The 21,932-nt window shown below is 35.4% G+C and carries 22 protein-coding genes; all 22 read left to right on the top strand.

From position 1 onward, the window contains the following. Positions 1-7: 7 nt before the first annotated feature. The 22 genes from smpB (at position 8) to KQI83_RS00670 (ending at position 21,931) form a co-directional block, all read left to right on the top strand. Complete coding sequence (gene smpB / locus KQI83_RS00775; RefSeq protein ID WP_216553952.1) at positions 8-475, top strand: SsrA-binding protein SmpB; 468 nt, start codon at positions 8-10, stop codon at positions 473-475. Between the two features lie 156 nt (positions 476-631). Further along, positions 632-1,516, top strand: coding sequence for an FHA domain-containing protein (locus tag KQI83_RS00770; RefSeq protein ID WP_216553951.1), 885 nt, complete (start codon positions 632-634; stop codon positions 1,514-1,516). Positions 1,517-1,528: 12 nt separating this feature from the next. Continuing rightward, positions 1,529-2,590 carry an AAA family ATPase gene (locus tag KQI83_RS00765; protein ID WP_216553950.1) on the top strand — a complete coding sequence of 354 codons (1,062 nt, stop codon included), beginning with the start codon at positions 1,529-1,531 and terminating at the stop codon, positions 2,588-2,590. Between the two features lie 26 nt (positions 2,591-2,616). Continuing rightward, the gene (locus KQI83_RS00760) at positions 2,617-2,850 is read left to right on the top strand and encodes an EsaB/YukD family protein (RefSeq protein ID WP_253295445.1); all 234 of its coding nucleotides are present in this window, start codon (positions 2,617-2,619) and stop codon (positions 2,848-2,850) included. 9 nt (positions 2,851-2,859) lie between these two features. Next, positions 2,860-7,422: a type VII secretion protein EssC gene (gene essC, locus KQI83_RS00755; RefSeq protein WP_253295444.1), complete on the top strand. Its 4,563-nt coding sequence runs from the start codon at positions 2,860-2,862 to the stop codon at positions 7,420-7,422. Between the two features lie 318 nt (positions 7,423-7,740). Further along, on the top strand, positions 7,741-8,037 hold the full coding sequence (locus tag KQI83_RS00750; RefSeq protein WP_216553948.1) for a WXG100 family type VII secretion target: 297 nt from the start codon (positions 7,741-7,743) through the stop codon (positions 8,035-8,037). A 67-nt stretch (positions 8,038-8,104) separates the two neighbouring features. Continuing rightward, positions 8,105-9,871: a hypothetical protein gene (locus tag KQI83_RS00745; protein ID WP_216553947.1), complete on the top strand. Its 1,767-nt coding sequence runs from the start codon at positions 8,105-8,107 to the stop codon at positions 9,869-9,871. A gap of 15 nt (positions 9,872-9,886) precedes the next feature. Then, positions 9,887-11,065: a DUF6382 domain-containing protein gene (locus KQI83_RS00740; protein WP_216553946.1), complete on the top strand. Its 1,179-nt coding sequence runs from the start codon at positions 9,887-9,889 to the stop codon at positions 11,063-11,065. 9 nt (positions 11,066-11,074) lie between these two features. Further along, a complete protein-coding gene (locus KQI83_RS00735; RefSeq protein ID WP_216553945.1) occupies positions 11,075-11,845 on the top strand; it encodes a PP2C family protein-serine/threonine phosphatase in 771 nt (256 codons plus the stop codon). A gap of 10 nt (positions 11,846-11,855) precedes the next feature. After that, a complete protein-coding gene (locus KQI83_RS00730; RefSeq protein ID WP_216553944.1) occupies positions 11,856-13,856 on the top strand; it encodes a serine/threonine protein kinase in 2,001 nt (666 codons plus the stop codon). A gap of 5 nt (positions 13,857-13,861) precedes the next feature. Then, positions 13,862-14,383: a hypothetical protein gene (locus KQI83_RS00725; RefSeq protein ID WP_216553943.1), complete on the top strand. Its 522-nt coding sequence runs from the start codon at positions 13,862-13,864 to the stop codon at positions 14,381-14,383. Between the two features lie 33 nt (positions 14,384-14,416). Beyond that, entirely contained in the window at positions 14,417-14,710 is a 294-nt protein-coding gene (locus tag KQI83_RS00720; RefSeq protein WP_216553942.1) for a hypothetical protein, read from the top strand. 47 nt (positions 14,711-14,757) lie between these two features. Continuing rightward, positions 14,758-15,660, top strand: a complete 903-nt coding sequence (locus KQI83_RS00715; RefSeq protein ID WP_216553941.1) for a hypothetical protein — start codon at positions 14,758-14,760, stop codon at positions 15,658-15,660. 82 nt (positions 15,661-15,742) lie between these two features. Further along, positions 15,743-16,615 (top strand): hypothetical protein, encoded by an 873-nt coding sequence (locus tag KQI83_RS00710; protein ID WP_216553940.1) that lies wholly within the window; start codon positions 15,743-15,745, stop codon positions 16,613-16,615. A 20-nt stretch (positions 16,616-16,635) separates the two neighbouring features. Next, positions 16,636-18,294 (top strand): Mbeg1-like protein, encoded by a 1,659-nt coding sequence (locus KQI83_RS00705; protein ID WP_216553939.1) that lies wholly within the window; start codon positions 16,636-16,638, stop codon positions 18,292-18,294. A 23-nt stretch (positions 18,295-18,317) separates the two neighbouring features. After that, complete coding sequence (locus tag KQI83_RS00700; protein WP_216553938.1) at positions 18,318-18,797, top strand: hypothetical protein; 480 nt, start codon at positions 18,318-18,320, stop codon at positions 18,795-18,797. A gap of 50 nt (positions 18,798-18,847) precedes the next feature. After that, positions 18,848-19,144 carry a hypothetical protein gene (locus tag KQI83_RS00695; RefSeq protein ID WP_216553937.1) on the top strand — a complete coding sequence of 99 codons (297 nt, stop codon included), beginning with the start codon at positions 18,848-18,850 and terminating at the stop codon, positions 19,142-19,144. A 63-nt stretch (positions 19,145-19,207) separates the two neighbouring features. After that, entirely contained in the window at positions 19,208-19,675 is a 468-nt protein-coding gene (locus KQI83_RS00690; protein ID WP_216553936.1) for a hypothetical protein, read from the top strand. Continuing rightward, complete coding sequence (locus KQI83_RS00685; RefSeq protein ID WP_216553935.1) at positions 19,656-19,985, top strand: hypothetical protein; 330 nt, start codon at positions 19,656-19,658, stop codon at positions 19,983-19,985. Before KQI83_RS00690 ends, KQI83_RS00685 begins: the two co-directional genes overlap by 20 nt. 10 nt (positions 19,986-19,995) lie before the next feature. After that, a complete protein-coding gene (locus KQI83_RS00680) occupies positions 19,996-20,280 on the top strand; it encodes a hypothetical protein (RefSeq protein ID WP_216553934.1) in 285 nt (94 codons plus the stop codon). Between the two features lie 6 nt (positions 20,281-20,286). Next, complete coding sequence (locus tag KQI83_RS00675) at positions 20,287-21,081, top strand: hypothetical protein (protein ID WP_216553933.1); 795 nt, start codon at positions 20,287-20,289, stop codon at positions 21,079-21,081. A gap of 61 nt (positions 21,082-21,142) precedes the next feature. After that, positions 21,143-21,931 (top strand): hypothetical protein, encoded by a 789-nt coding sequence (locus KQI83_RS00670; protein ID WP_216553932.1) that lies wholly within the window; start codon positions 21,143-21,145, stop codon positions 21,929-21,931. Position 21,932: the final 1 nt, after the last annotated feature.

The following is a 21,932-nucleotide window of genomic DNA, read 5'->3' as shown; positions in this document are numbered from 1 at the left end:
GAAGCATATGGGGAAAGAAAGTATCAAACTAATTGCAAATAATAAAAAGGCATTTCATGATTACTTTATTGAAGATAAATATGAAGCAGGAATCAGTCTTGCAGGTACAGAAGTAAAGTCCCTGCGTATGGGAAAATGTTCCGTGAAAGAGGCATTTATCAGAATTGAAAAAGGTGAAGTAATTATTTATGGAATGCATATCAGCCCTTATGAAAAGGGAAATATTTTTAACAAGGACCCGCTTCGTCCTAGAAAACTCTTATTGCATAAGCATGAGATTAATAAAATAGCAGGAAAAATGGCAGAAAAAGGTTATACTGTGGTGCCGATACAGGTATATTTCAAAGGAAGTCTTGTGAAGGTTGAGATAGCACTTGCAAGAGGAAAGAAATTGTATGACAAACGCCAGGATATTGCAAAAAAGGATCAAAGAAGAGAGTCCGAAAGGGAGTTTAAAGTAAAAAATTTATACTAAAAGATTGCATATGGGTTACCAGTGTGATATAGTTTCTTTAGAAAAAACGGGTTTGAGAGTATGATTAATAAGGGGAGTCATTTCTGAAAAATCAAAAATCTTTTATTCGATGTATTTCCCTGAAATCATAAATTTCAATCAAAAAGGAGTACCAAAATGAGCAGTTTTGTGTGTGAAAGTATTGTACAGTCTGGAAGGACTTCAGAACGGTTGTATTATACCTTAGAAGATAATAGCTTTTTTTATCAGACGGCATATAAAATATTACAGAATCAGGCAGGAGATGCATTTATTCCATGTTACAAATCTGCATGGAACGGCAAGGTGAGACTGAGTTATCCCTTAAGTGCCTATCATACTTTATATAGCTATAAGGGGCAGTTATTGCCTGAGCATGTTATTCAAATAATAACAGAAATATATAAAAATGTAGATTCTTTTAAAATGAATGGATTGATACAAACAGAAACCATTGATTTATCCTATGATGCTATATTTTTAGATGATAATTTGGGAGTACATATGATTTGCGTTCCATTAGCGATTTCTTCCACACCTGAGACGCAGATGTCCTTTGAACTGGCAATGAAAAGTCTGATATGTGAAATTATCGAAAAGGCACAATGCCAGCAAGACGAAGGAATAATCTCGTTATATCAGGATTGCAGGGAGGGCATGAATAGCTCAGACGATATCTTTCTGAATTTAAAAATGAAAAAATATAGTACAGGAGTAAATAGAGGAAATGCCCAGAGAATTCGACTTGTTGGAATTACCAATGGACAAAATCTCATAATTGATATGGCAGAGTGCATTTTAGGAAAAAGCCCGGAATATGCCCATAAAGTGATTGAAGGGTCAAGTTCTGTCAGCAGAAAGCATTGCAGAATTTTTTGGATGAACGGTCAATTCTATATTGAAGATATGGGAAGTTTGAATCACACTTATGTAAATGGAAGTATTGTAAAAAACGGTGAATATATTCCATTGCAGGCAGGTGATGTGATACAGATTGCAGATTTGCAATATGAAGTACAGTAAGGAGTGTGAGAAATGCAAAGTATATCAATCGTATTAATTGACGGTGACGATAAATTTTTAGAAGGACTGGAATGGAAGCTTTTAGAAGAATTAGGTGAGCGGGCGGAAATAGAATCCATTACAGAACAGGAGTATTTTGATACTTACTTTGAAAAACCCAAAAGTATTGACGTATTAGTGGCACAAGAAAATTGGTATCGGGAATGTGTGCAAAAGCAGAACGTGAATCTGACATTTGTACTTCAGGAGAATGAAGTACAGGAGGAAACAGATAGTCGCATCTGCCTGTTACATAAATACATGAATCCGGGGGAAATGGCGCGTTGTATTACTGAAAAAATCAGTCAAAGGTTGAATATACGAACCAATACGGATACAAATCGTGTTACCAAGGGGATTATGGTATATTCTCCTATTGGTGGTGTGGGAAAGACAACCACAGCTCTTGGATTATCAGTAGCATTGGCAAAACAAGGGAAAAAGGTACTGTATTTTAATGCCGAAAGCATACAGAGTTTTCAATGGTATATGCGGGATAAAGGCTATGCATATGAGGAATTGGCATCTTGTATCGTAAATGAGGATGAGCATGCATTGTCTTATTTAAAAAATGCAGTAGGGCATGAAGAGTTTGACTATGTAAAACCAATGCGTCAGTCAATATTAGCATATGGAATTACCGAAGAAAATTATCTGTTCTTTATTAATCAGATTCTGGATGCGAATATATATGACTATATTATTTTTGATGTATCTTCTGAATTAACACTTTTTAAAACCAAGCTGATGGCAAGGTGTTATCGTGTAGTAAATGTATTGCAGCAGGATGCCTTGTCTGTGTATAAGATAGAAGAATTTTTGAAAAATATTGATTATTCAGATGATGAAAAAATGTTGTGGGTTTGCAATAACTATCGGGAAACCTGCGAAAATCGTATCCTATATAGCGAAATATTGCAAAATTGCAGTATTGCAGAATATGTAGCAAAAGAAGAAATGAACGGAAGAGCCATTACATTAGAAAATATTCGCAGAAGTAACTTATTTCAGGCAACAGCGTATTTGCTGGGTTAGGAGAAATGATGGAAAATACAATTATCATGTCACTTTATTTACATAAACGACAAGAAATACACGACATAGAAGTGCCGTTAAATATTACTGCAAATGAATTGTTGACGGCATTAAATCAGGGATATCATCTGGGGATAGATGTAGAGGATATCAGACAATGTTATTTAAAGACAGAAAATCCCATTGCATTACTAAAGGGGAATAAAACCATAGAAGAATACCAACTTAGAAATGGCACTATAATAAATTTTACGAGATAGGGGAAGCGCATGAAGGAACAGAATTATAAAATCATTTTATTTGGAACGAAAATATACCAGGAAATTGTATTGTATGGAAAAAATAAAGATGGTGTATGCATAGGAACTACGAAAAACTGTAACGTGCGATTTAGTCGTGACAGTTTTTTTGACGATTTTGAAATTTTAGTTGTACCACAAGGCGAAGAGTGGAAACTGATTTGCAGTGACACCGTATATTTCATATCCGATGGTTTGATGAAACAGACGGCAATGACTTTGAAACACGGAACAGAGATTGTTTTAAAATATCAAAGCAGTAATGCAGAATTGATGAAAGTTTCTTTTTACATTGACTTTGATAACATGTATAGCGATTTTGAACGTGTAATAGAAATACCGGAGCAGCAAAGTATTGCCATTGGCGGAAAGGCTTTTTGTAATTTACATATTCAGGATGATTTGGTAGAGGAAGATACCATTGCTTTAGTAAAAAATAACGGTAATTATATGCTGAAAGATACCGGAACCAGATATGGTGTCTATGTAAATGGATTTCGTATGGAAGAAAAGGAAAAAACGATTTATGATATGGACTTTTTCATGTTAGATGGATATTCCTTTTATATTCGTAATTCAAGATTGTTTACAACCAATGCCAATACAATTCAGGTAAATGGTTTGAAGGAAATGGATACTATGCAAACAGGGAATCAGCTTATGTATCCCAAGTTTCAAAGAAATACCAGAATAAAGTATATTGTACCGGAAGAAGAAATTGAAGTTTTAGCACCAAAGGCAAAAAAAGAAGCACCAAAGAGAAATGTTGTGATGACAATTATTCCGGCATTAATATCTATGGTAATGATGGTATTTTTGCGTGGTGCCATGGGTGGCGGCGGAATGTTTGTTATTTATAGTGCCGCCATGATGGGAATGGGAATTGCCACTTCTATTATTACTTATTTTATGGATGGAAAAGAATATCGGACAGAGATAAAAGAACGACGAAAAGAGTATCTTCAGTATGCGAAAGATAAGGAAAATGAGATAAAAGAACTACGAAAAAAAGAACTTAGAATTCTGGAAGAAAAATATATTTCTATCGATAGAGAAATTGAAGAAGTAGAGCGGTTCGACAGCAGATTGTTTGAAAAGGATGTGGAAGATGATGATTATCTGACTGTCCGAGTGGGAACCGGAACGGTAGAGTCTTTGAGTCAGGTGGCTTATAAGAAACAGGAGTTTAAAGATACGGAAGATGACTTGAGCGAGTATCCGGAAAAGTTAGCGGACGCTTATCGTTATGTGGAAGATGCACCGGTTTGCATTAATCTAAAGGAAAATAATTGTATTGGAATTGTGGGAAGCAAAGAAGTGCAGTATGAAATGTTAAAAAATATTACCATTGATTTATCTGTGCGTCATTTTTACCATGATGTGAAATTTTACTATTTATTTAACGAAAATGAACAGGAAAAATATACATGGCTTCGTTGGCTTCATAATGTAAAAAGCGGTGTAGGAAATATTCGAAACTTCATGTACGATGAAGAAAGCCGAAAAATTATTTTAGAGGTACTCTATGAAGAATTATCTTCCAGAGAGGGATTGAAGGAAGAAGATTTAAAACACCTTCCACATTATGTGGTATTTGTTACCGATGCAGAGGGACTTGCACAGCATCCGGTATCAAAGTATGTAGAAGAATGTGGAAAGTATGGATTTAACTTTTTGTTTTTTGAAGAATATGAAGAATTATTGCCAAAGGGCTGTGACAAAGTTTTAAAAATGGCAGATGATTTTGCGACAGGTGTCATTGTAAGTTCTGAGAATGGAGAAGAAAAACAGCCGTTTACTTATCACACAATTCCAAACCGTGTAGCAGAAAGTCTTTCTTTACGGTTAGGATGTGTGTATGTAGATGAAGTGAGTCTGGAAAGTAGCTTGACAAAAAGCATTTCACTCTATGAATTATTGGGAATTATCAATATTGACAACCTGGATATTGCATCGCGTTGGAGAGAATCTAAAGTATATGAAAGCATGGCAGCACCGCTTGGAGTAAAAAGCGGTGACGAAGTGGTAAGTCTGGACTTAAATGAAAAACACCATGGTCCTCATGGATTGGTAGCAGGTACAACAGGTTCCGGTAAGAGTGAGATTTTACAGAGTTATATCTTATCCATGGCAACCTTATTCCACCCATATGAAGTGGGATTTGTAATTATCGACTTTAAAGGTGGTGGTATGGTAAACCAGTTTAAAAACCTGCCACATTTGATTGGAGCAATTACCAATATTGACGGAAGAGAGATTGACCGTTCCCTGCTTTCTATTAAGGCAGAACTTAGAAAAAGACAGGAGTTATTTGCAGATTATAATGTAAATCATATTGATGCGTATATTAAGAAGTTTAAAGCGGGAGAAGCTAAGATTGCATTACCCCATTTGATTTTGATTGTGGATGAGTTCGCAGAGTTGAAAAGTGACCAGCCGGAATTTATGAAGGAATTAATCAGTGCGGCTCGTATCGGACGGAGCCTTGGTGTACACTTGATTCTTGCAACACAGAAACCATCCGGTGTAGTAGATGACCAGATTTGGAGTAACTCCAAGTTTAAGCTTTGTTTGAAAGTGCAGAACAAAGAAGATAGTAATGAAGTATTAAAGTCTCCGTTAGCGGCAGAAATCAAAGAACCGGGACGTGCATATTTGCAGGTAGGAAATAACGAAATTTTTGAATTATTCCAATCTGCATATAGTGGTGCAGCAGCAGACCAAAGCCAGGTGGATATTGTAAAGGAATTTTCTGTGAGTGATGTGAATCTTTTGGGTAAGAGTCAGGTTATCTTTCAACAGAAGAATCCGAAATCAGAAAAATCTGCAACACAGTTAGAAACAATTGTAGAGTATGTAGCAAAATACTGTAAAGATAATGGAATTGAACATTTGCCGGGAATTTGTTTGCCATCCTTAGGAGAAGTAATTGATTATCAGTTATGTAAGCCTGCTTTTGAAATTGAATCAGATATTGGTGCAGTAATCGGTATCTATGATGCACCGGAGCAGCAGTTACAGAAGGAGACATTTGTCAATTTCTCACAGGAAAATATTTTTGCAGTGGGTGCATCTCAGTATGGAAAAACAAACTTATTACAGGTACTCATTAAGGGATTGGCAATGAACTATACTCCGGAAGAAGTAAATATTTATATTTTAGACTTTGCGTCCATGATTTTAAAAACCTTTGAAGGATTAAGTCATGTGGGTGGAGTAGTTACTTCTTCAGAAGATGAAAAGTTAAAGAATTTCTTTAAGATGATGAATGAAGAAATTTACCGTAGAAAGGATATGCTGTCCCAGATGGGAATCAGTTCCTTTAGTTCTTATCGTGATGCAGGATATCGCGAACTGCCTCAGATTGTAATTATGGTAGATAATCTTACAGCCCTGAAAGAGTTATATCTTCAGGATAACGACAATCTCTTATTACTTTGTCGTGAAGGTCTTGCGGTTGGAATTTCAGTGGTGGTAGTAAACTCTCAGACATCGGGAATCGGTTATAAATACTTATCCAATTTTTCAAAAAGAATTGCATTATATTGTAATGATTCCAGTGAATATAACAGTGTATTTGATCATTGTCGTATGCAGCCGCGAAATGTACCGGGACGAGGAATTATCGATATTGACAAAGCATTATATGAATACCAGACATATCTGGCGTTTGCAGGAAGAAAAGAAATCGAACGTGTAGAAGAAATGAAGTCATTTATGGCAGAAGTAAATGCCAGAAGTACAGCAAGAGCTAAAAGAATACCGGAGATACCGGCAGTGTTGGATTCCAATTATGTTGCACAGCAATATCCGGAAGTGCTTCAAAAGGCATATCAGGTTATGATTGGTTTAAATTACAGTACTATTATGCCGGTAATGCTACAAATGAACAATCTTGGAGTTCTTGGAATCGTCGGAAAAGAAAATTCAGGACGAGGAAATTTTGTGCGTTATTTATTACATACCTTGCAGCAGAACGACGAGAAGGCACCGGTTAAAGTAGCAATTATTGATGATGTTTCTAAAAAATATGCAAACATGGCGCAGCTTGAAATTGTAGAAAAGTATACCATGGATGCAAATTATATTGGCGAATTGCTTACCGTGTGGGAAGAAGAATTGCGCATGCGTTATGACGCAATGGTGGCAGGAGATGATACGGTGTTAGAAGAGGCACCGTTGCTTCTGATGATAATACAGAATATGGATGCGTTGGAAGTATTGCAAAATAATCCAACATGGATGGATTTATACAAAAATATAACAGGAAAATTAAAAGCGATGAAAGTGGCAATTTTGATTTCAAATGTACCAAATGCAAATATTTCCTATTCTTCACCGGAACCTTTAAAAGATATAAAAGAGAGCAGGCACTTATTAATTTTTGATGAATTGTCTAACCAAAAGATACTGGATATCCCAATGGCTATTATAAGAGAATATAAGAAAAAACTGGAAGTAGGTGAGGGATTCTATTGCAAAGAAAATGAGGTGGTAAAAATCAAGAGTGTACTGGATGTAAATGCGGAATAACAAATAAAATAAAAAAATTCCAAAAATTGGAAAAAAGTAGTTGACTTTATTGCGGTAAAGAAGTATAATAAGTCCTGGAGTTGAGAGGGACGAGTTGCCGAATAAGGAACTGGGGTAAACATCAAGTGTTTATCAATCGGTAAGCAACTATTTCAGTGAAAATCCAATTAAGTAATTGAATATTAAATATTACATTACTAGATTAATTTATTTATTGATTAAATTACCTGGTATAGGTATGGCCATTTATTAATTAGGCTTATGCTAGGGGTTTAATATATATTTTCAATTTTTTAATTTTTCAAGGAGGGAAGAGCAATGAGTAATGGTCAGATTAGAATGACACCTGACACAATGAGACAGCGTGCCAAACAGTATGACGACGAAGCAGGTAATGTTGATGAGGTAATTAGCAAGATGGATTCTCTGTTAAAAACATTGCAGGATGAATGGGAAGGTGCAGCTAGCCAGTCCTATGCAGCAAGATTTACAGAGTTAAGACCTAATTTTGTGAAAGCAAGAGATCTTATTAGTGAAATTGCAGATGCCTTAAGAGCTACTGCACAGACAATTGAAACAACAGATTCTGATATCGCTAGTCAGTTCAAAGGCTAATAGGTGACCAAAAGCCTCTTAATGAAAATTAAGAGGCTTTTTCTAAAATTATGAGTAGGTGAAGAACATGAAGTGCAGAGTATGTGGAAACGAAATAGGAAAAGAAATATATTGTCCGATGTGTGGCGCAGCAGCAGACCCGAAAAAGGGAAAAGAAGAAATACAGGAACAAACGCAAGAAGAATATTCATATCAATATCAGGGCGTGGATACAGATGCCACAACTGTTTTGAGTGTAAATAAAATAGAAAATAAAAAAGATGAAAACAAGGAAAATAGCAAAGAAGAGAAATGTGTGGTTACAGGAGAAGTTGAGATTCCCAAAAAGAGCCATAAAAAACTTATTATTATATTAAGTATAATAGCGGCAGTTTTGATGGTGACAGGCATTGTTGTTTTTTGTTATTTTCGTTATATATATCCAAATAAAATTACTTATAAGGAAAAGACACTTTACTATGCGGGAGCGGGAATGCTTGGAAATAGTGACGATGTAGAAGAAAAAGTGCCGGATACATCGGATGGTTCCTATGCTTTATTGCAAAGTGAATATGAAAATAGTAGATTTTTGTATATGGGAACGGATGGAAGAACACTGGAACTGACAGGGAAGAAGAAAAGTAAAAAGGTTTCGGAAGATAAGCAGATTGTAAGTGTGGTGGCAGACGAGTCTTTGAACAAAGTTTACTATTGGACACAGGAAGAAGAAAATTCCTATTCATTGCACTGCTTGGGTGCAGATGATGTGGTAAAAAGATATGTGACAGGTGTCAATGGAACCGTGATTAGTAGTGAAGGAGATTATTTGGCATATTCTTATCAGGCAGACGAAGAGAATTATGTAATATGTGAAGTCATGCCTTCAGGTGAAGTGAATCAGATTGCAACCACAGAGAATCCGGTAAGAGTTATAGGGGTAACAGATAAGGGAAAAGTATTCTGCCAGCAACAGAATCAGAAAAATCAAAGCAGTGAAGATGGCGAAGAAGTAAAACTTACTTATAACATTTATTGTGTTCAGGATAAAAAAAGCTATGGCACAGAGTATGCGGCGATTACATATTTTGGGTATTATAAAAATTTAGATGCATTTGTTGTACAAACAGAAGATAAAGCTGTTTATTTTGTAGATACAACAGAAGAAGGAAAAGAACAGTTAGTAGCGACAAATGTGGATTGGTTTACAGATGCATCGGAACCTACGAAATATGAGCAGTCATGTGACAGAGAGGTGATTCTTGGTGGTAATATGGTAAAAACATACGAGAATACATCGCCCTGTTATTATTATTTAAAGGAAAACAGCTTGTATAGTTATAATATATTGGAAGGAAAAGAATCCTGCAAGGTAGCGGCAAATTTTGGAAGAGCACAAAAAATCCAATTATGGAATCAAAACCTGTTATTTTATCTGGCAGGAGAAAATCTTTATAGTTGTGAAAAAATAGAAAAAGACTGGCAAGAACCGAAATTGTTAGCAAAAAAGTGTGCAGCATATCAATATGCGCCGGGAAAAAATTGCGTTTATTATCTGGCGGATGGAACACTATATTCATATGCGGATGGAAAAGAAGAAAAAATTTCTGGCGGTGTGAAAAGTTTTGACTTAAATGCAGAAGAAAAAACATTAGCGTACAATACAGATACAAGCGTAATAGTACGCAAAAAAGATGAAGAAGAATATGCAATAAAGTCTCAAGGACAGGTATTTGTAATAGGAAAAGATGTGTATTATACAGATGCAAAAAACACCTTATATTGTCTGGAAAATGAAACGCAGGAGACAAAAGAAGTTGCAAAAGAAATAGAAAGAATAAAGTACATTTGGAAATAGAAAACGGAGGAAAAAATGGATACTATCTTTGAAATAAAAAATCATGGATTAGAAAATTTCTTACTGTATTGGGTGCAGGAAGAACAGAAGGTAGAACATAAGGCAGTTGAAATTTTAAAAGACAATCCATCTACCATTGTTGAAACGCTGGAAGAAGTCCAAGAAGATGGAAAATACGGTTTTCAGTATAATATTGCCTATAAGGCAACTTTGCGAAAATATTTAATGCAAACAATGGGAAAAGAAGAAGTACTAAAACTTCTGGGAACCATCATAGAAGCATATAAACTTTTGAAAAGTAAGGGGATAGATGAGAAATATTTATATTTAAATCTGGATTATATTTTTGTTGATTTTGTGACAAGAGATATTTCTTTTTTATGCATTCCGGAAGATAGAAAATTAGATGGAAATAAGAGCTTGCGTGAGTTTTTAAAAGACTTGCTTATGAGTATTGCGTATAAAGAGGAAGAAGATATTTACTATATCGCAAAGTTAGTAGTATACATATCTAATAACCGTAGCATTGAAGTGGAAAATTTTGAAGAATTGGTTTTAACTTTGAAAGAAGCGAAAATCAGACAGAGCCAGCCACAGGTAACAGTGGCAACAGGGGCGGCACCAATTCCTGTTGCGGCACCGGTGTCATCGGGAATGATGAAGCCGGCTTTTGCAGCACCACCAATGCCGCATTCTATGCGAGAGGAAACGATACAGGGAAGTCAGCCAAAGCCAATTAAGTTAGAGGCGGCAAAACCTGCGCCTTCCGGAAGTCTAATAGCCAATTCTCAAATCGGAGAACATGATGAAACTACTGTACTGATGAGTCCGTCTGGCACGTTGAAAGAACCGTTAAAGGCAAAAAGAGGGCTGTTTCAGAGAAGTTCGGAAAAGAAACCGACACCGGTGTTGATACGAATGAAAAATCAGGAGAAAATTATTATTAATAAAAATGTATTCCGAATCGGAAAGTCTAAAACGGATGCGGACTATACGGTAGAAGATAATGTAGCTATCAGCAGAGTACATGCAATTATCCACAAAAGAGATGGAGCATGTTATATCAGGGATAATGATTCAACCAATAATACCTATGTGAATGGAAACATATTGAAAGGTGATAATGAGCAATTATTAATAAAGGGAACAAAAGTTTCTTTGGCAGACGAAGAATTTATATTTGATTTAGTATAAGGGAGAAATATGAGATATATAGCAGCGTATGCAAGTGATGTGGGAATTAAAAAGGAAACCAATCAGGATGCCATCTTGATAAAAAAAGCGAAAACAGATCAAGGAGAAGTACTCTTTACTGTCATTTGCGACGGGATGGGCGGATTGGAAAAAGGAGAAGTAGCCAGTCGAGAAGTGATAGAACGATTTGGAAAATGGTTTCATGAAGAACTTCCGCAGATGTTATACGAAAGATTTGAAGAACAGACACTATGGAAAAGATGGAAAGAATTAGTTCTGGAAGAAAATGAAAGAATTGGAGCTTATGGAAGGAAAAACGGCGTAAATCTCGGAACAACCCTGACAGCATTTTTGGTAGTGGAAGAACAGTACTATGTTGTGCATGTGGGCGACAGCCGTATCTATGAGTTATCAGATACACTATATCAGATAACAGAAGACCAAACTCTGGTGGCAAGAGAAATTGCAGCAGGACGTTTAAAAGAGGAACAGGCAGAAACAGATCCTAGGAAAAGTGTGTTGTTGCAATGCATTGGGGCGTCTAAAATAGTGGAGCCTGTGTTTTACAAAGGAAAAGTGAAGGAAAATGCTACTTATATGTTGTGTTCAGATGGCTTGCGCCATGTGTGTACACCATCTGAGATGTGGAAAAGTTTTTGTTTTGAAGCAAATTCCGATGAAAAGACTATGAAACAGAATATTTTAACGTTTATAGAAATGTTAAAGCAGCGGAAAGAAAAAGATAATATCAGTTGTATACTGATAAAAACGATAAGATAGAGGGATAGGAATGTCAAAAGTAGGTCTGGTACTGGATGGAAAATACGAAATATTAAAAGAAATCGGTCAAGGTGGAATGAGCATTGTATATGTTGCAATGGATAACCGCCTGAATAAGCAGTGGGCAGTAAAAGAATTGAAAAATGATGGTTCGCAAAGCGTGGAAATGCAGTTAAAAGGAATCGAGCGAGAAGCAAATATTTTGAAAAAAGTAGACCATCCTGTATTGCCTAGAATTGTGGATATTATTGATAAAGACGGAACGGTATACGTTGTTATGGATTATATTCAGGGACTGGCGTTAGACCGTATTTTGAAAGAAGAAGGAGCACAGCCACAGGAAAATGTAATTGAATGGGCAAAACAATTAGCAAGTGCCCTGGATTATCTTCATTCCATGAATCCACCGATTATTTACCGAGACATGAAACCGTCTAATATCATGTTACAGCCGGATGGCAGAGTAAAATTGATTGACTTTGGAACCGCCAAGGAATATAAAGTAGAAAATATAGCAGACACAACAGCGTTGGGGACCAGAGGATATGCAGCACCGGAACAGTTTGGTGATGAACAGGGACACGGAATATATAAAACGGATGCCAGAACAGATATTTATTGTTTGGGAGCAACGATTTATCATATTGTAACAGGAAAGAACCCATGTGAACCACCTTATGAGATACGTCCGATTCGTGAATGGAACCCGGCGTTGTCCAGTGGTTTGGAAAAGATTATTGCAAAGTGCACACAGCCTAATCCGGAAGATCGTTATCAGAATTGTTCAGAGTTAATCTATGCATTAGAACACTATGATGAATTGGACAGTGGACATCGAAAAAAACAAACAAGAAAATTATTACTCTGGGGCACGACAGTGGCTGCGATGGTGGCTAGTATTGTTGTGTCTGTATTAGGATATCAGGGAGTTCAAAATACCAGAAAACAAGATTATCGAAGTTTGATTGAGAAAGCAAATACATACAAAATAAATGGTGATTACTCAAAGGCATCGGAAGTATATGTAGAGGCAATCACAGATGTGGATGGAAAGAATCCGGAAGCATATTTGGATATGTTAAGTCTGTATGTGAACTACATGGATCCGGAGGAAGGTTTGCAAAGAATCGGAGCATATATCAATTCCGGATATCAGAACATACAGAATAACAGCGAGGTAGTACGTCAGGTTGCGTTAACATATTTAAATGAAGAAAAAGATTATTCCAATAGTTTATACTATTTCCAAATGTTAGATGAAGAAGAAGTACCGGAAGCAGTATATTACAAAAAAATATTGTCATCTTTATCAGAGTTAGATACCACAGGAGGCGACAAGACTGATCTGGCAGAAACGATGAAAACATTTGAAGAATACAATGATAGTCAGAATGTGTCAGCTGCTAAAATGCTTAACTATAAGATACTGGGAGATATTTATATGATATATCCTACATCTATTGAGGGGGCAGTAGATTCAGCAATCCGAGTGGCAGACAAAGGATTGGATGAAGTAGAAGATTTAGATAGTGATGAATTGTTGACAGAGTATACCATTGACTTTAGTGATGTACTCTATAAGGCGTATCGGGAACGTGCTGAAGAATCAGATGATAATACAGAAAAAATGCAAGATTATAATATGGCAATTACTTACTGTGAAGAAATATTATCCATAATATCCGATGATACTCAGGAAAAGGATCGTTGTAAATATGTATGTGATGTTGCAGAAATGTACGAAAAAACCGGAAACTTAGAGGCAGCAAAAGAAAAGTATGAAGCCGGTGTACAGGAGTTTGGAACAAAGTATAAAGATATCTATATTGGATACTTATCGTTACTTTGTAATGAAGAAGCAGCAAAGGATAGTAATATAGAAAATTGGAACGCAGATACTATTTTTACAGTTTATGATCAGGGAACGCAGGTGGCGGATATTTCAAACGATATTAAGTGGAAAAAACTTGTGCAAAAGTTAACGCCATTATTTCAGAAGTATGGGAGGTAAAACAGGTGGTAAATCAGATTATGTTCTATGGAGGAATCGTAGGTGCGGTTTTGTTTGGAATCGGAGCTGTCATTTTGTTTTTTGTTTTTCGTATCTATGCAGTCATTGGAGAATTAACGGGAATTACTGCTAAGAGAAGTATTAAGAAAATTCAAAAAGAAGGATATGAAGGAAAAAGTAAAATTCGTGCAATTCGAGAAAATACAGATAAAATTGTACCGAAAAGAGGTCGTACCACAGGAAGGTTACAACCAAAAGAAAATATCGATGAACAGACTACATTACTGGGGCAGGGAATGGAAGACCAGACCATGGTATTAAATCAGCAGACAGAAGACCAGACCACGGTGTTGAATCAGGCAACTGTGCCAGACCAGACCACGGTATTAGAGCAAACGACTGTGTTGGAGCAAAACACATTACTGGAACAAGAAATGGAAGACCAGACCACGGTATTGCAACAGCCACAAATTCGTTTTGAAATGGAAGAAGATGTGGTTGTGACTCATACAGAAGAGCGTATATAACTATTAAGATATAGAAGAGGAGAGTGGGCAAGAATGGCAAAAGCAGGTGGAAACGTTATTATTGTGGATAGTGAATATGAAAGTTGCGCAGCAACAGTGGGTTCTGTGATTGCGGAAGTAATCGAATTAGGGCAGAGCTTTTCAAAGGAATTATTATCTTTAACGGAAAATGGATTGCGTGATGTGCTGATTGATAATGAAATTATTAATAAGTCTTTTAAAATATATACAGCGATGCTGAAGTTAGAAGAAGCGGCAAAAGATGTACCTGGTTCGTTAAAATCATTTATCAGTGAAGCAGATGCGACGGATGCTTACCTATATTAGAGCAAAAATTACTATTTTCAAAGAAATTACATTAGGGTGCTATAAAAATGAAAACAAAAATAATAGTAGGGATTTTGGTATTAGGTCTTGCGTGCCTTTCCGGATGCAAAGATTCTAAAGCAAAAGGGCAAAAACAAAATGAAGTGCCAACTGAAAACAGCAACGAAGAGAGCAACATGGATGAAAGCAACACGGATGAAAGCAAAGTGCAGGTATATAGGGAACCAACCGAAGAAGAATTGAAAATTTTAGAAGATTGTAATCTATCCAACGATTCCATGAGAAAAATAAAAGAAGAAGGAATGAATATAGGAACCCAAAGCTTCGTAGACACAGCTAAGATTATGCTGAACTATCTGAGAGAAAAGTATGGAGAAGAGTTCAAAGTAGTGGGAGGAGAAATCCCCGGAATAATATCAGGAGATTATTCCATACTTGCAGAAGCAGTAGATGGGGAACACAGCGGAGAGCAGTTTGAAGTATATTATCTGGTAGATGATGCTGGAAATCCGTATTGTGAAGATGGATATTTTGCTATTTTAAAAAGTGCAGAGGTACAGGAGTATTTACAAAGCATAGCACAAGAAGCGGGAACGGATATTAAAGTAATCGTGTCGCTGAATGGAACAGTTGGAAAACAATATAATAAAGATACGACAATAGAAGGAATACAAAAGCTTAATAAGAATAAAGGAATACAAATATTTATTCATGGGTATATGCGACCGGAAGTGAGCGATGAAGAATTTCAAAAACAGATAAAAAAGCTGGAAGAAAAGTTAAAACAAACAGATTTATGTATAAAATATACAGTAGTTCGTTTGAATGATGATAAAAAATTTGATTATATACAAGAATATTCAGATATAAGTATAGCATTTCCAAGGGGGACTAGCGTAGAGGAAGAATACAATTTAAGATATCATGCGTATATTGAGGGAGAAGAATAAAAAGGGGGGAGGGCATAGTATGAGAAAGTTATTTGATGAAGAATTGTTACTTTTAAAAAATTTATGGTAGGGCGGTGCAAAAATGAAAGCAAAAATAATAGTAGGAATTTTGGTATTAGGTCTTGCGTGCCTTTCCGGATGCAAAGATTCTAAAGCAAAAGGGCAAAAACAAAATGAGGTAACAGATGAAAGCAATAAGGAGGAAAGCGAAATGCAGGTATATCGAGAACCAACCGAAGAAGAATTGCAAATATTAGAAGATTGTAATATATCCAATGATTCTATGAGAAAAATAAAAGAAGAAGGAATGAATATAGGAACTCAAAGCTTCGTAGACACAGCTAAGATTATGTTGAACTATCTGAGAGAAAAGTATGGAGAAGAGTTTAAAGTAGTGGGAGGAGAAATTCCCGGAATAATATCGGGAGATTATTCCATACTTGCAGAGGCAGTAGATGGAGAACACAGCGGAGAGCAGTTTGAAGTATATTATTTGGTAGATGATGATGGAAATCCGTATTGTGAGGATGGATATTTTGCTATTTTAAAAAGTGCAGAGGTACAGGAGTATTTACAAAACATAGCACAAGAAGCGGGCGTAGATATTAAAGTGATTGCAGCGTTGGATGGAAATGTGACAAAAAAATATGATAAGGATACCACAATAGAAGAAATAAAAAGTCTTAATAGAAAGGGAGAAATAGAAATTTATGTTCATGGAGATGTGCGACCTGAAATGAGTGATGAAGAGTTTCAAAAACAGGTGGCAAAATTGGAAGAAAAGTTAAAAGAAGCAAATTTATATATAAATTATACAGTGTGGCGTTTAATTGATAATGAAAAATTTGATTATATACAAGAATATTCAGATATAAGTATAGCATTTCCGAGAGGAACTAGTTCTGAAGAAGAATATAATTTAAGATATGATGAGTATATTAGGGGAAAAGAATAAAAAGAGGGAGAGGACATAAGATGGAGCAGTTATCAAATGAAGAATTATTGTTTTTAAGTAATCTAATGCATATGCGAAAGGAAGGAACACTTAAAAATATATGGACTAATAAAAATTTAGATAATAAAGTAACAATAGGAGCTATGCTAGACTACATCAACGATGACACTCTCGAAAAATTAAAAAATTCAGATAAAACTTACGATGGTGAAATCTCCGGTGCTGAATGGGCAGCAATGTTAGAAAAGATTAAAAGTAATGAAAAAATTTGCAGCTTAAAGTTAGTAGATTTAGAACGTGACGATAAAAAGGCATTATCTGTGTGCTTAGAAGACCCCAGTGGAAATAAGTATGTAGTATTTCGAGGCACAGCAGCCGGAGAGTGGCCGGATAATTTCATGGGAGGTTATCTGGCAGACACAGAACAGCAATTGAGAGCATTAGCATTTGTTGAGCGACAAAATGGCAGTCATATTACGGTAGTGGGACACTCTAAGGGTGGAAATAAAGCCAAATATGTAGCCATACGTTCCGATAAAGTTGACCGTTGTGTTTCTTTTGACGGACAAGGATTTTCCGCAGCGTTTTTTGAAAAATATGGACCGTTGATAGAAAAAAATAAGTACAAGATAACCTGCTTTGCATTGGACTATGATTTTGTAAATATTTTGTTGACGGACATATATAATGAGAAGAAATATGTAAACGGACATGGTGTAGATGGAATGAATTTTCAGCAGAACCATAGCCCAAATTCTTTGTTTAATGAAGAATTTGAATTCGATGAATGTTTGCAATCGTATTCAATGGATAGTTTACATAAATTTTTCAATTATATCATCAATACGGGAGACCCAAAAGAAGTAGCAGCTTTAATGGATTACCTTGGCGGGATTGCCAATGTATTTATGGGAAAAAAGCCGCCGGAATATAAGGAAGGGTATTCAAAAGCAGAAATAAGGGCATATATTTTAGCTCCGGAACATGCAGAAGAACTGGGATTATTCATTGCATATCTGGCAAAGTATGAAAGAAGTGGAAACCATATTACAGATATAATTGTGGATATACTGCAAGGAATGGACTTTGGAGGGCTCGGAGAAATATTAAGTTTCATGATAGGAGTTAGGATTAAAGCAAGTGATAGGGTTGCAACAATTGAAAAGAAAAACCCTATTTTAGATTTTTTCGAAAACAATGGAGCTGTAATAAGTTGGATTTTGGCAAAATTCGATGTTTTATCGGAGGAAGAGGCACAAACAATTATAGAAGCGCTTGAGGTGGCAAAAAGGAAAGAGATGGAAATTCCGGAGCCGAGCATGAAATACTATAAAGAACAGGAAGCATCTTGTATCATACGCGATTTTAGTACTGAGATGCGTACCCAATTAATGAAGCAGGTAAAAGAAGTAGAGGATGAATCGTTTTGGGATTTTAGCAAGTGGGATGTTTGGTACAGAATAGAAGATTTGTTTGGAAATCTTGATGTGGCACATTATAAGAACAATATTCAGGAGTATCATAGAAAAGTCATAGATATCAATGGTACCACAGAAAAACAGATGCAGAATATCTTTGATGCAATTGATGGGCTGGATGATAAGTATGGCGCAATATTTGAAAAAAAGGCAGAAGAATTTGCAACAATTACGCAGGAAGTAAGAAAAATTATGGCATAACAAAAAGAGGTGGAGAAATAATTATGAGTCAGATTAGTCAGTTAGAATTAGAAATCCAAGGTTGTCAGGAGAATATCCGTAATTTGCAAGCGAAAAGAGGACAACTAGAAGAAGCAAAACGTCAAAATGGTATGGTTGCTAACGAAACAGGGACATACATTATGAATCGGAGAAGCTATGCCGGAAATATTCATCAATATAATGGGAGAACTACTATTTCAAAGCGCATAGCAGAGAAAATAGAGGCGAATTATAGCAGAACAGAAGAAATAAATCTTCTTAACAATTATGATGCGATTGACAGCGAATTGAAAAAAGAAATTCAAAAAATTGATGATGAAATAGAGGCACAGAATGAGGCAATCAGAGATAAACAACGACGTATTGAAGCGATAAGAGAAGAAGAACGAAGGGAACAAGAGCGGAGAGAACGAGAACAAAGAGAACGAGAACAAAGAGAACGGGAAGAAAATGAGCGTAGAAGAAGAGGAACTATACGCTAGAATGAAAAACGGTTATCCGGAGAATAAGAGCTGTTAATGGAGGTGAAGAAATGGCAAGTGCAGGGAGTCAGGAAATAAAAATAAGTGAAGAAAAAATAAATGCAAGTATAAGTAAATTAAATAATATCAGTGTGAGACTCGCAAATTGTAAAAATCAGAAGTTTTTATTGAATGAAAGTGTAGGAGAAACAGCCAAACAGGCAAAAAACATGTACGATGAAGTGTTGTATGTGATTGGAGCCATGCAGGAATTGGTAGACCAGACCTCGTCTTTGATGGAAAATGCAGTTTCCTCATTTAAAGAAGCAGAGGAAAAGTCAATCACACAGTACATAGAAAAAATATAAAGAGTAGATTGATTACAATAAATGACAATTTGTGACGGAGGAAAGTAAGAAAATAGGGATAATATGAGCAAGATTAGTAGATTGGAAAATGAAATTAGTGGATATAGAAGTAAGATTCAGGAATTAGAGTCAGAGATAAGAAAAAATGAACGAAATTATGATTCATTACAAGTGTTTAAGGGAAAAGTAGAAGCTTCCCATGAAGAATTTGAAAATGTAAATGGAGCAAAGAAAAATAGCCTTAATGATTTAGAAGAAATAAAGAAAAATAGTGTTATTGTCCAGCGATATCAAGCCGGAATGAGCCATGTTTTGAATGGAATAGGTTCTAAAATGGTAGCAGTTGCGTATTTGGGAGTACTTTTTCAGATATCAGCGAAAATGCGAGAGTACATAAATAACATTCAGCATTGTGAAGAAGAAATTAGAAAGTACAGAAATAGTATCACTAATTTGAATATAGAGATACAAGATGCAAGAAATGAAGAAAGACAACGAGGGGGAAATCGTAATGAAAGATGTTGTGTATGATGAAATAGAATTATCAATGGCAATGAATAGTATAGAAAATTATGCTGACTTTTTATCACGTTGCATTGAGCAGTATATAGGATTACTTAACAAATTAAAAAATAAGGGAATTCAAGATGAATTAATTTGTTCTAAGATTGAAGAATTGGCAACAACGATGAGACCATATAAAGCCGTAATTTATGATGAGTGTAAGAATATTAGTGAAAAAGTAAATAAAAGCATAACAGAAGTTGAAACAGCCGATAAATTTTACTTTCCAAATGGTATTACCTCTATGGTGGGTTCCTTATTATCTAAGTTTTGGTAGGAGGAGTAACATGGGAACAGAAATAAAAGTAGATTTAGAAAAAGTAAAAGAAATAGAACAGGAATTGTCTTCTTTGCAAAAGCAAGTAGAAGGACGAAAGGTGAATGTGAGTTTTGTTAATGCAAAAGGAAGTTTGGCAGAGGAAATGATAAATGTAGCTTCCAGCCTAAATGAAATAAAAGATGTATTAACAACCCTAATGGAGAAGACAGAAAAAATAGTAACAGGTGCAAAGAATTCCTTTGAAAATGTAGATGCAGAACTAGCAGAATTGTTGGGCTTAGGAGAAAACTAAAACATTATGAAAACAGTAAGAAAACGAATGATTATAGGAATGGTTCTAATAATCGGAATAATGGTATGTAGTTGTGGAATGAAAAAGAACAACAGTGATGAAAGTAAGGATATTACCTTAAAAAGTAAGCCGGAAATAGTCTTAAATGAAAGACAAAAAGAAATTCTAGAAGAGGTAGGCTTACCAACAGATGCAGAGAAGCTGGATAGCTCACAGCAAGAGGCAATTATAGAAATTGACGAGATGTTAACAGCAATTGAAAAGAAGTATAATACGTCATTTTCATACGCCGGCTATGTTGCTACAGGACCATTGGAATCAGAACATTTAATGGCATATCCTTCAGATGGAAATCCACGAAGAGATAGTTTTGAAGTAAGAAGAACGGATAATGGATATGAAGATGATTATATGAATGTGGCATTGCGCAAAGGATTTAATGAATATATTACTAAAATGGTAGTAGAAGCGTTTCAAACAGAACAGTTAAAAGTGTATTCTAAAGTTACATATACAACACTAACAGAAGTTCCAAGTGATGAAAAAATGTATAATGGTGCAGTAAGTGGTGTTAATTGTATTTATATTGATGCGGGTTCAGTAGATATAGAGAAAATGGAAAATTATACAGAAGATTTGAAAGAAAAGCTTTATAAAAGTGAAATTGATTGTAGATGTGATATTGTATGTTTGAAAGAAAACGAAATAGAATCTTTGAATGAGTTTAATTACTCAGAATATACAAAACTAGAATGTTATATTAAGCGTGAGCAAATAATTGTCAATGTGCCGGAAAAATAGTATGAAGTAAATAATAACTGTCAGTAGTAAAATGTTTGAGTTAGGAGTTGGATAAATAGTTATGAAAATAGTAAAAAAAATTATGATTATAGGAACGGTTCTAATAATCGGAACAGGAGTATGTGGTTGTGGAATGAAAAAGAATAGTAGTAATGAAAGTAAAAATATTACCCTAAAAAGTAAGCCGGAATTAGTCTTAAATGAAAGACAAAAAGAAATATTAGAAGAAGTAGGATTGCCAACAGATGTAGAAAAGCTGGATAGTTCACAGCAAGAGGCAATTATAGCAATTGACGAGATGTTAACAGCAATTGAAAAGAAGTATAATACGTCATTTTCATACGCAGGCTATGTTGCTACAGGACCATTGGAACATGAGCATTTAATAGCTTATCCATCAGATGGAAGTCCACGAAGAGATAGTTTTGAAGTAAGAAGAACGGATAATGGATATGAAGATGATTACATGAATGTGGCAATAAGGGAGAATTTTTCCTCATATCTGACGGAACTTGCAAGACAGGTATTTAAAACAGAATTGGTGAAAGTATTTGCAGAAGTTACAAGAACAACATTAGTTGAAGTTCCAAGTGATGAAAAAATGTATAATGGTGCGGTAGGAAGCAAGAATTATATATATATTGATAGTTCGTGTATCGGTCAACAAGAATTTCAGTCTTATATTGATGAGTTGGAAAAAGTGTTTTATCAAAATGAATTATATGGTATTAGTGAAATTATACTTTTGAAAAAAGATGAAATAGAGAATTTGGATGAATATAATTATTCAGATTATGATGTTTCAGGTAAGTATATAGAATGGAAAGAAATAAGCGTTCAGAGAGAGTAGG

The organism is Roseburia sp. MSJ-14 (genome assembly GCF_018918225.1).
Classification (GTDB): Bacteria; Bacillota; Clostridia; order Lachnospirales; family Lachnospiraceae; genus Petralouisia.
Note: the sequence above shows the minus strand (reverse complement) of the source record. Positions and strands in the feature narration are given on the sequence as shown.

What these genes read in the sequence shown, in the direction of transcription:
- smpB (WP_216553952.1), top strand. Translation starts at nt 8, where the DNA reads ATGGGGAAAGAAAGTATCAAACTAATTGCAAATAATAAAAAGGCATTT.
- KQI83_RS00770 (WP_216553951.1), top strand. Translation starts at nt 632, where the DNA reads ATGAGCAGTTTTGTGTGTGAAAGTATTGTACAGTCTGGAAGGACTTCA.
- KQI83_RS00765 (WP_216553950.1), top strand. Translation starts at nt 1,529, where the DNA reads ATGCAAAGTATATCAATCGTATTAATTGACGGTGACGATAAATTTTTA.
- KQI83_RS00760 (WP_253295445.1), top strand. Translation starts at nt 2,617, where the DNA reads ATGTCACTTTATTTACATAAACGACAAGAAATACACGACATAGAAGTG.
- essC (WP_253295444.1), top strand. Translation starts at nt 2,860, where the DNA reads ATGAAGGAACAGAATTATAAAATCATTTTATTTGGAACGAAAATATAC.
- KQI83_RS00750 (WP_216553948.1), top strand. Translation starts at nt 7,741, where the DNA reads ATGAGTAATGGTCAGATTAGAATGACACCTGACACAATGAGACAGCGT.
- KQI83_RS00745 (WP_216553947.1), top strand. Translation starts at nt 8,105, where the DNA reads ATGAAGTGCAGAGTATGTGGAAACGAAATAGGAAAAGAAATATATTGT.
- KQI83_RS00740 (WP_216553946.1), top strand. Translation starts at nt 9,887, where the DNA reads ATGGATACTATCTTTGAAATAAAAAATCATGGATTAGAAAATTTCTTA.
- KQI83_RS00735 (WP_216553945.1), top strand. Translation starts at nt 11,075, where the DNA reads ATGAGATATATAGCAGCGTATGCAAGTGATGTGGGAATTAAAAAGGAA.
- KQI83_RS00730 (WP_216553944.1), top strand. Translation starts at nt 11,856, where the DNA reads ATGTCAAAAGTAGGTCTGGTACTGGATGGAAAATACGAAATATTAAAA.
- KQI83_RS00720 (WP_216553942.1), top strand. Translation starts at nt 14,417, where the DNA reads ATGGCAAAAGCAGGTGGAAACGTTATTATTGTGGATAGTGAATATGAA.
- KQI83_RS00715 (WP_216553941.1), top strand. Translation starts at nt 14,758, where the DNA reads ATGAAAACAAAAATAATAGTAGGGATTTTGGTATTAGGTCTTGCGTGC.
- KQI83_RS00710 (WP_216553940.1), top strand. Translation starts at nt 15,743, where the DNA reads ATGAAAGCAAAAATAATAGTAGGAATTTTGGTATTAGGTCTTGCGTGC.
- KQI83_RS00705 (WP_216553939.1), top strand. Translation starts at nt 16,636, where the DNA reads ATGGAGCAGTTATCAAATGAAGAATTATTGTTTTTAAGTAATCTAATG.
- KQI83_RS00700 (WP_216553938.1), top strand. Translation starts at nt 18,318, where the DNA reads ATGAGTCAGATTAGTCAGTTAGAATTAGAAATCCAAGGTTGTCAGGAG.
- KQI83_RS00695 (WP_216553937.1), top strand. Translation starts at nt 18,848, where the DNA reads ATGGCAAGTGCAGGGAGTCAGGAAATAAAAATAAGTGAAGAAAAAATA.
- KQI83_RS00690 (WP_216553936.1), top strand. Translation starts at nt 19,208, where the DNA reads ATGAGCAAGATTAGTAGATTGGAAAATGAAATTAGTGGATATAGAAGT.
- KQI83_RS00685 (WP_216553935.1), top strand. Translation starts at nt 19,656, where the DNA reads ATGAAAGATGTTGTGTATGATGAAATAGAATTATCAATGGCAATGAAT.
- KQI83_RS00680 (WP_216553934.1), top strand. Translation starts at nt 19,996, where the DNA reads ATGGGAACAGAAATAAAAGTAGATTTAGAAAAAGTAAAAGAAATAGAA.
- KQI83_RS00675 (WP_216553933.1), top strand. Translation starts at nt 20,287, where the DNA reads ATGAAAACAGTAAGAAAACGAATGATTATAGGAATGGTTCTAATAATC.
- KQI83_RS00670 (WP_216553932.1), top strand. Translation starts at nt 21,143, where the DNA reads ATGAAAATAGTAAAAAAAATTATGATTATAGGAACGGTTCTAATAATC.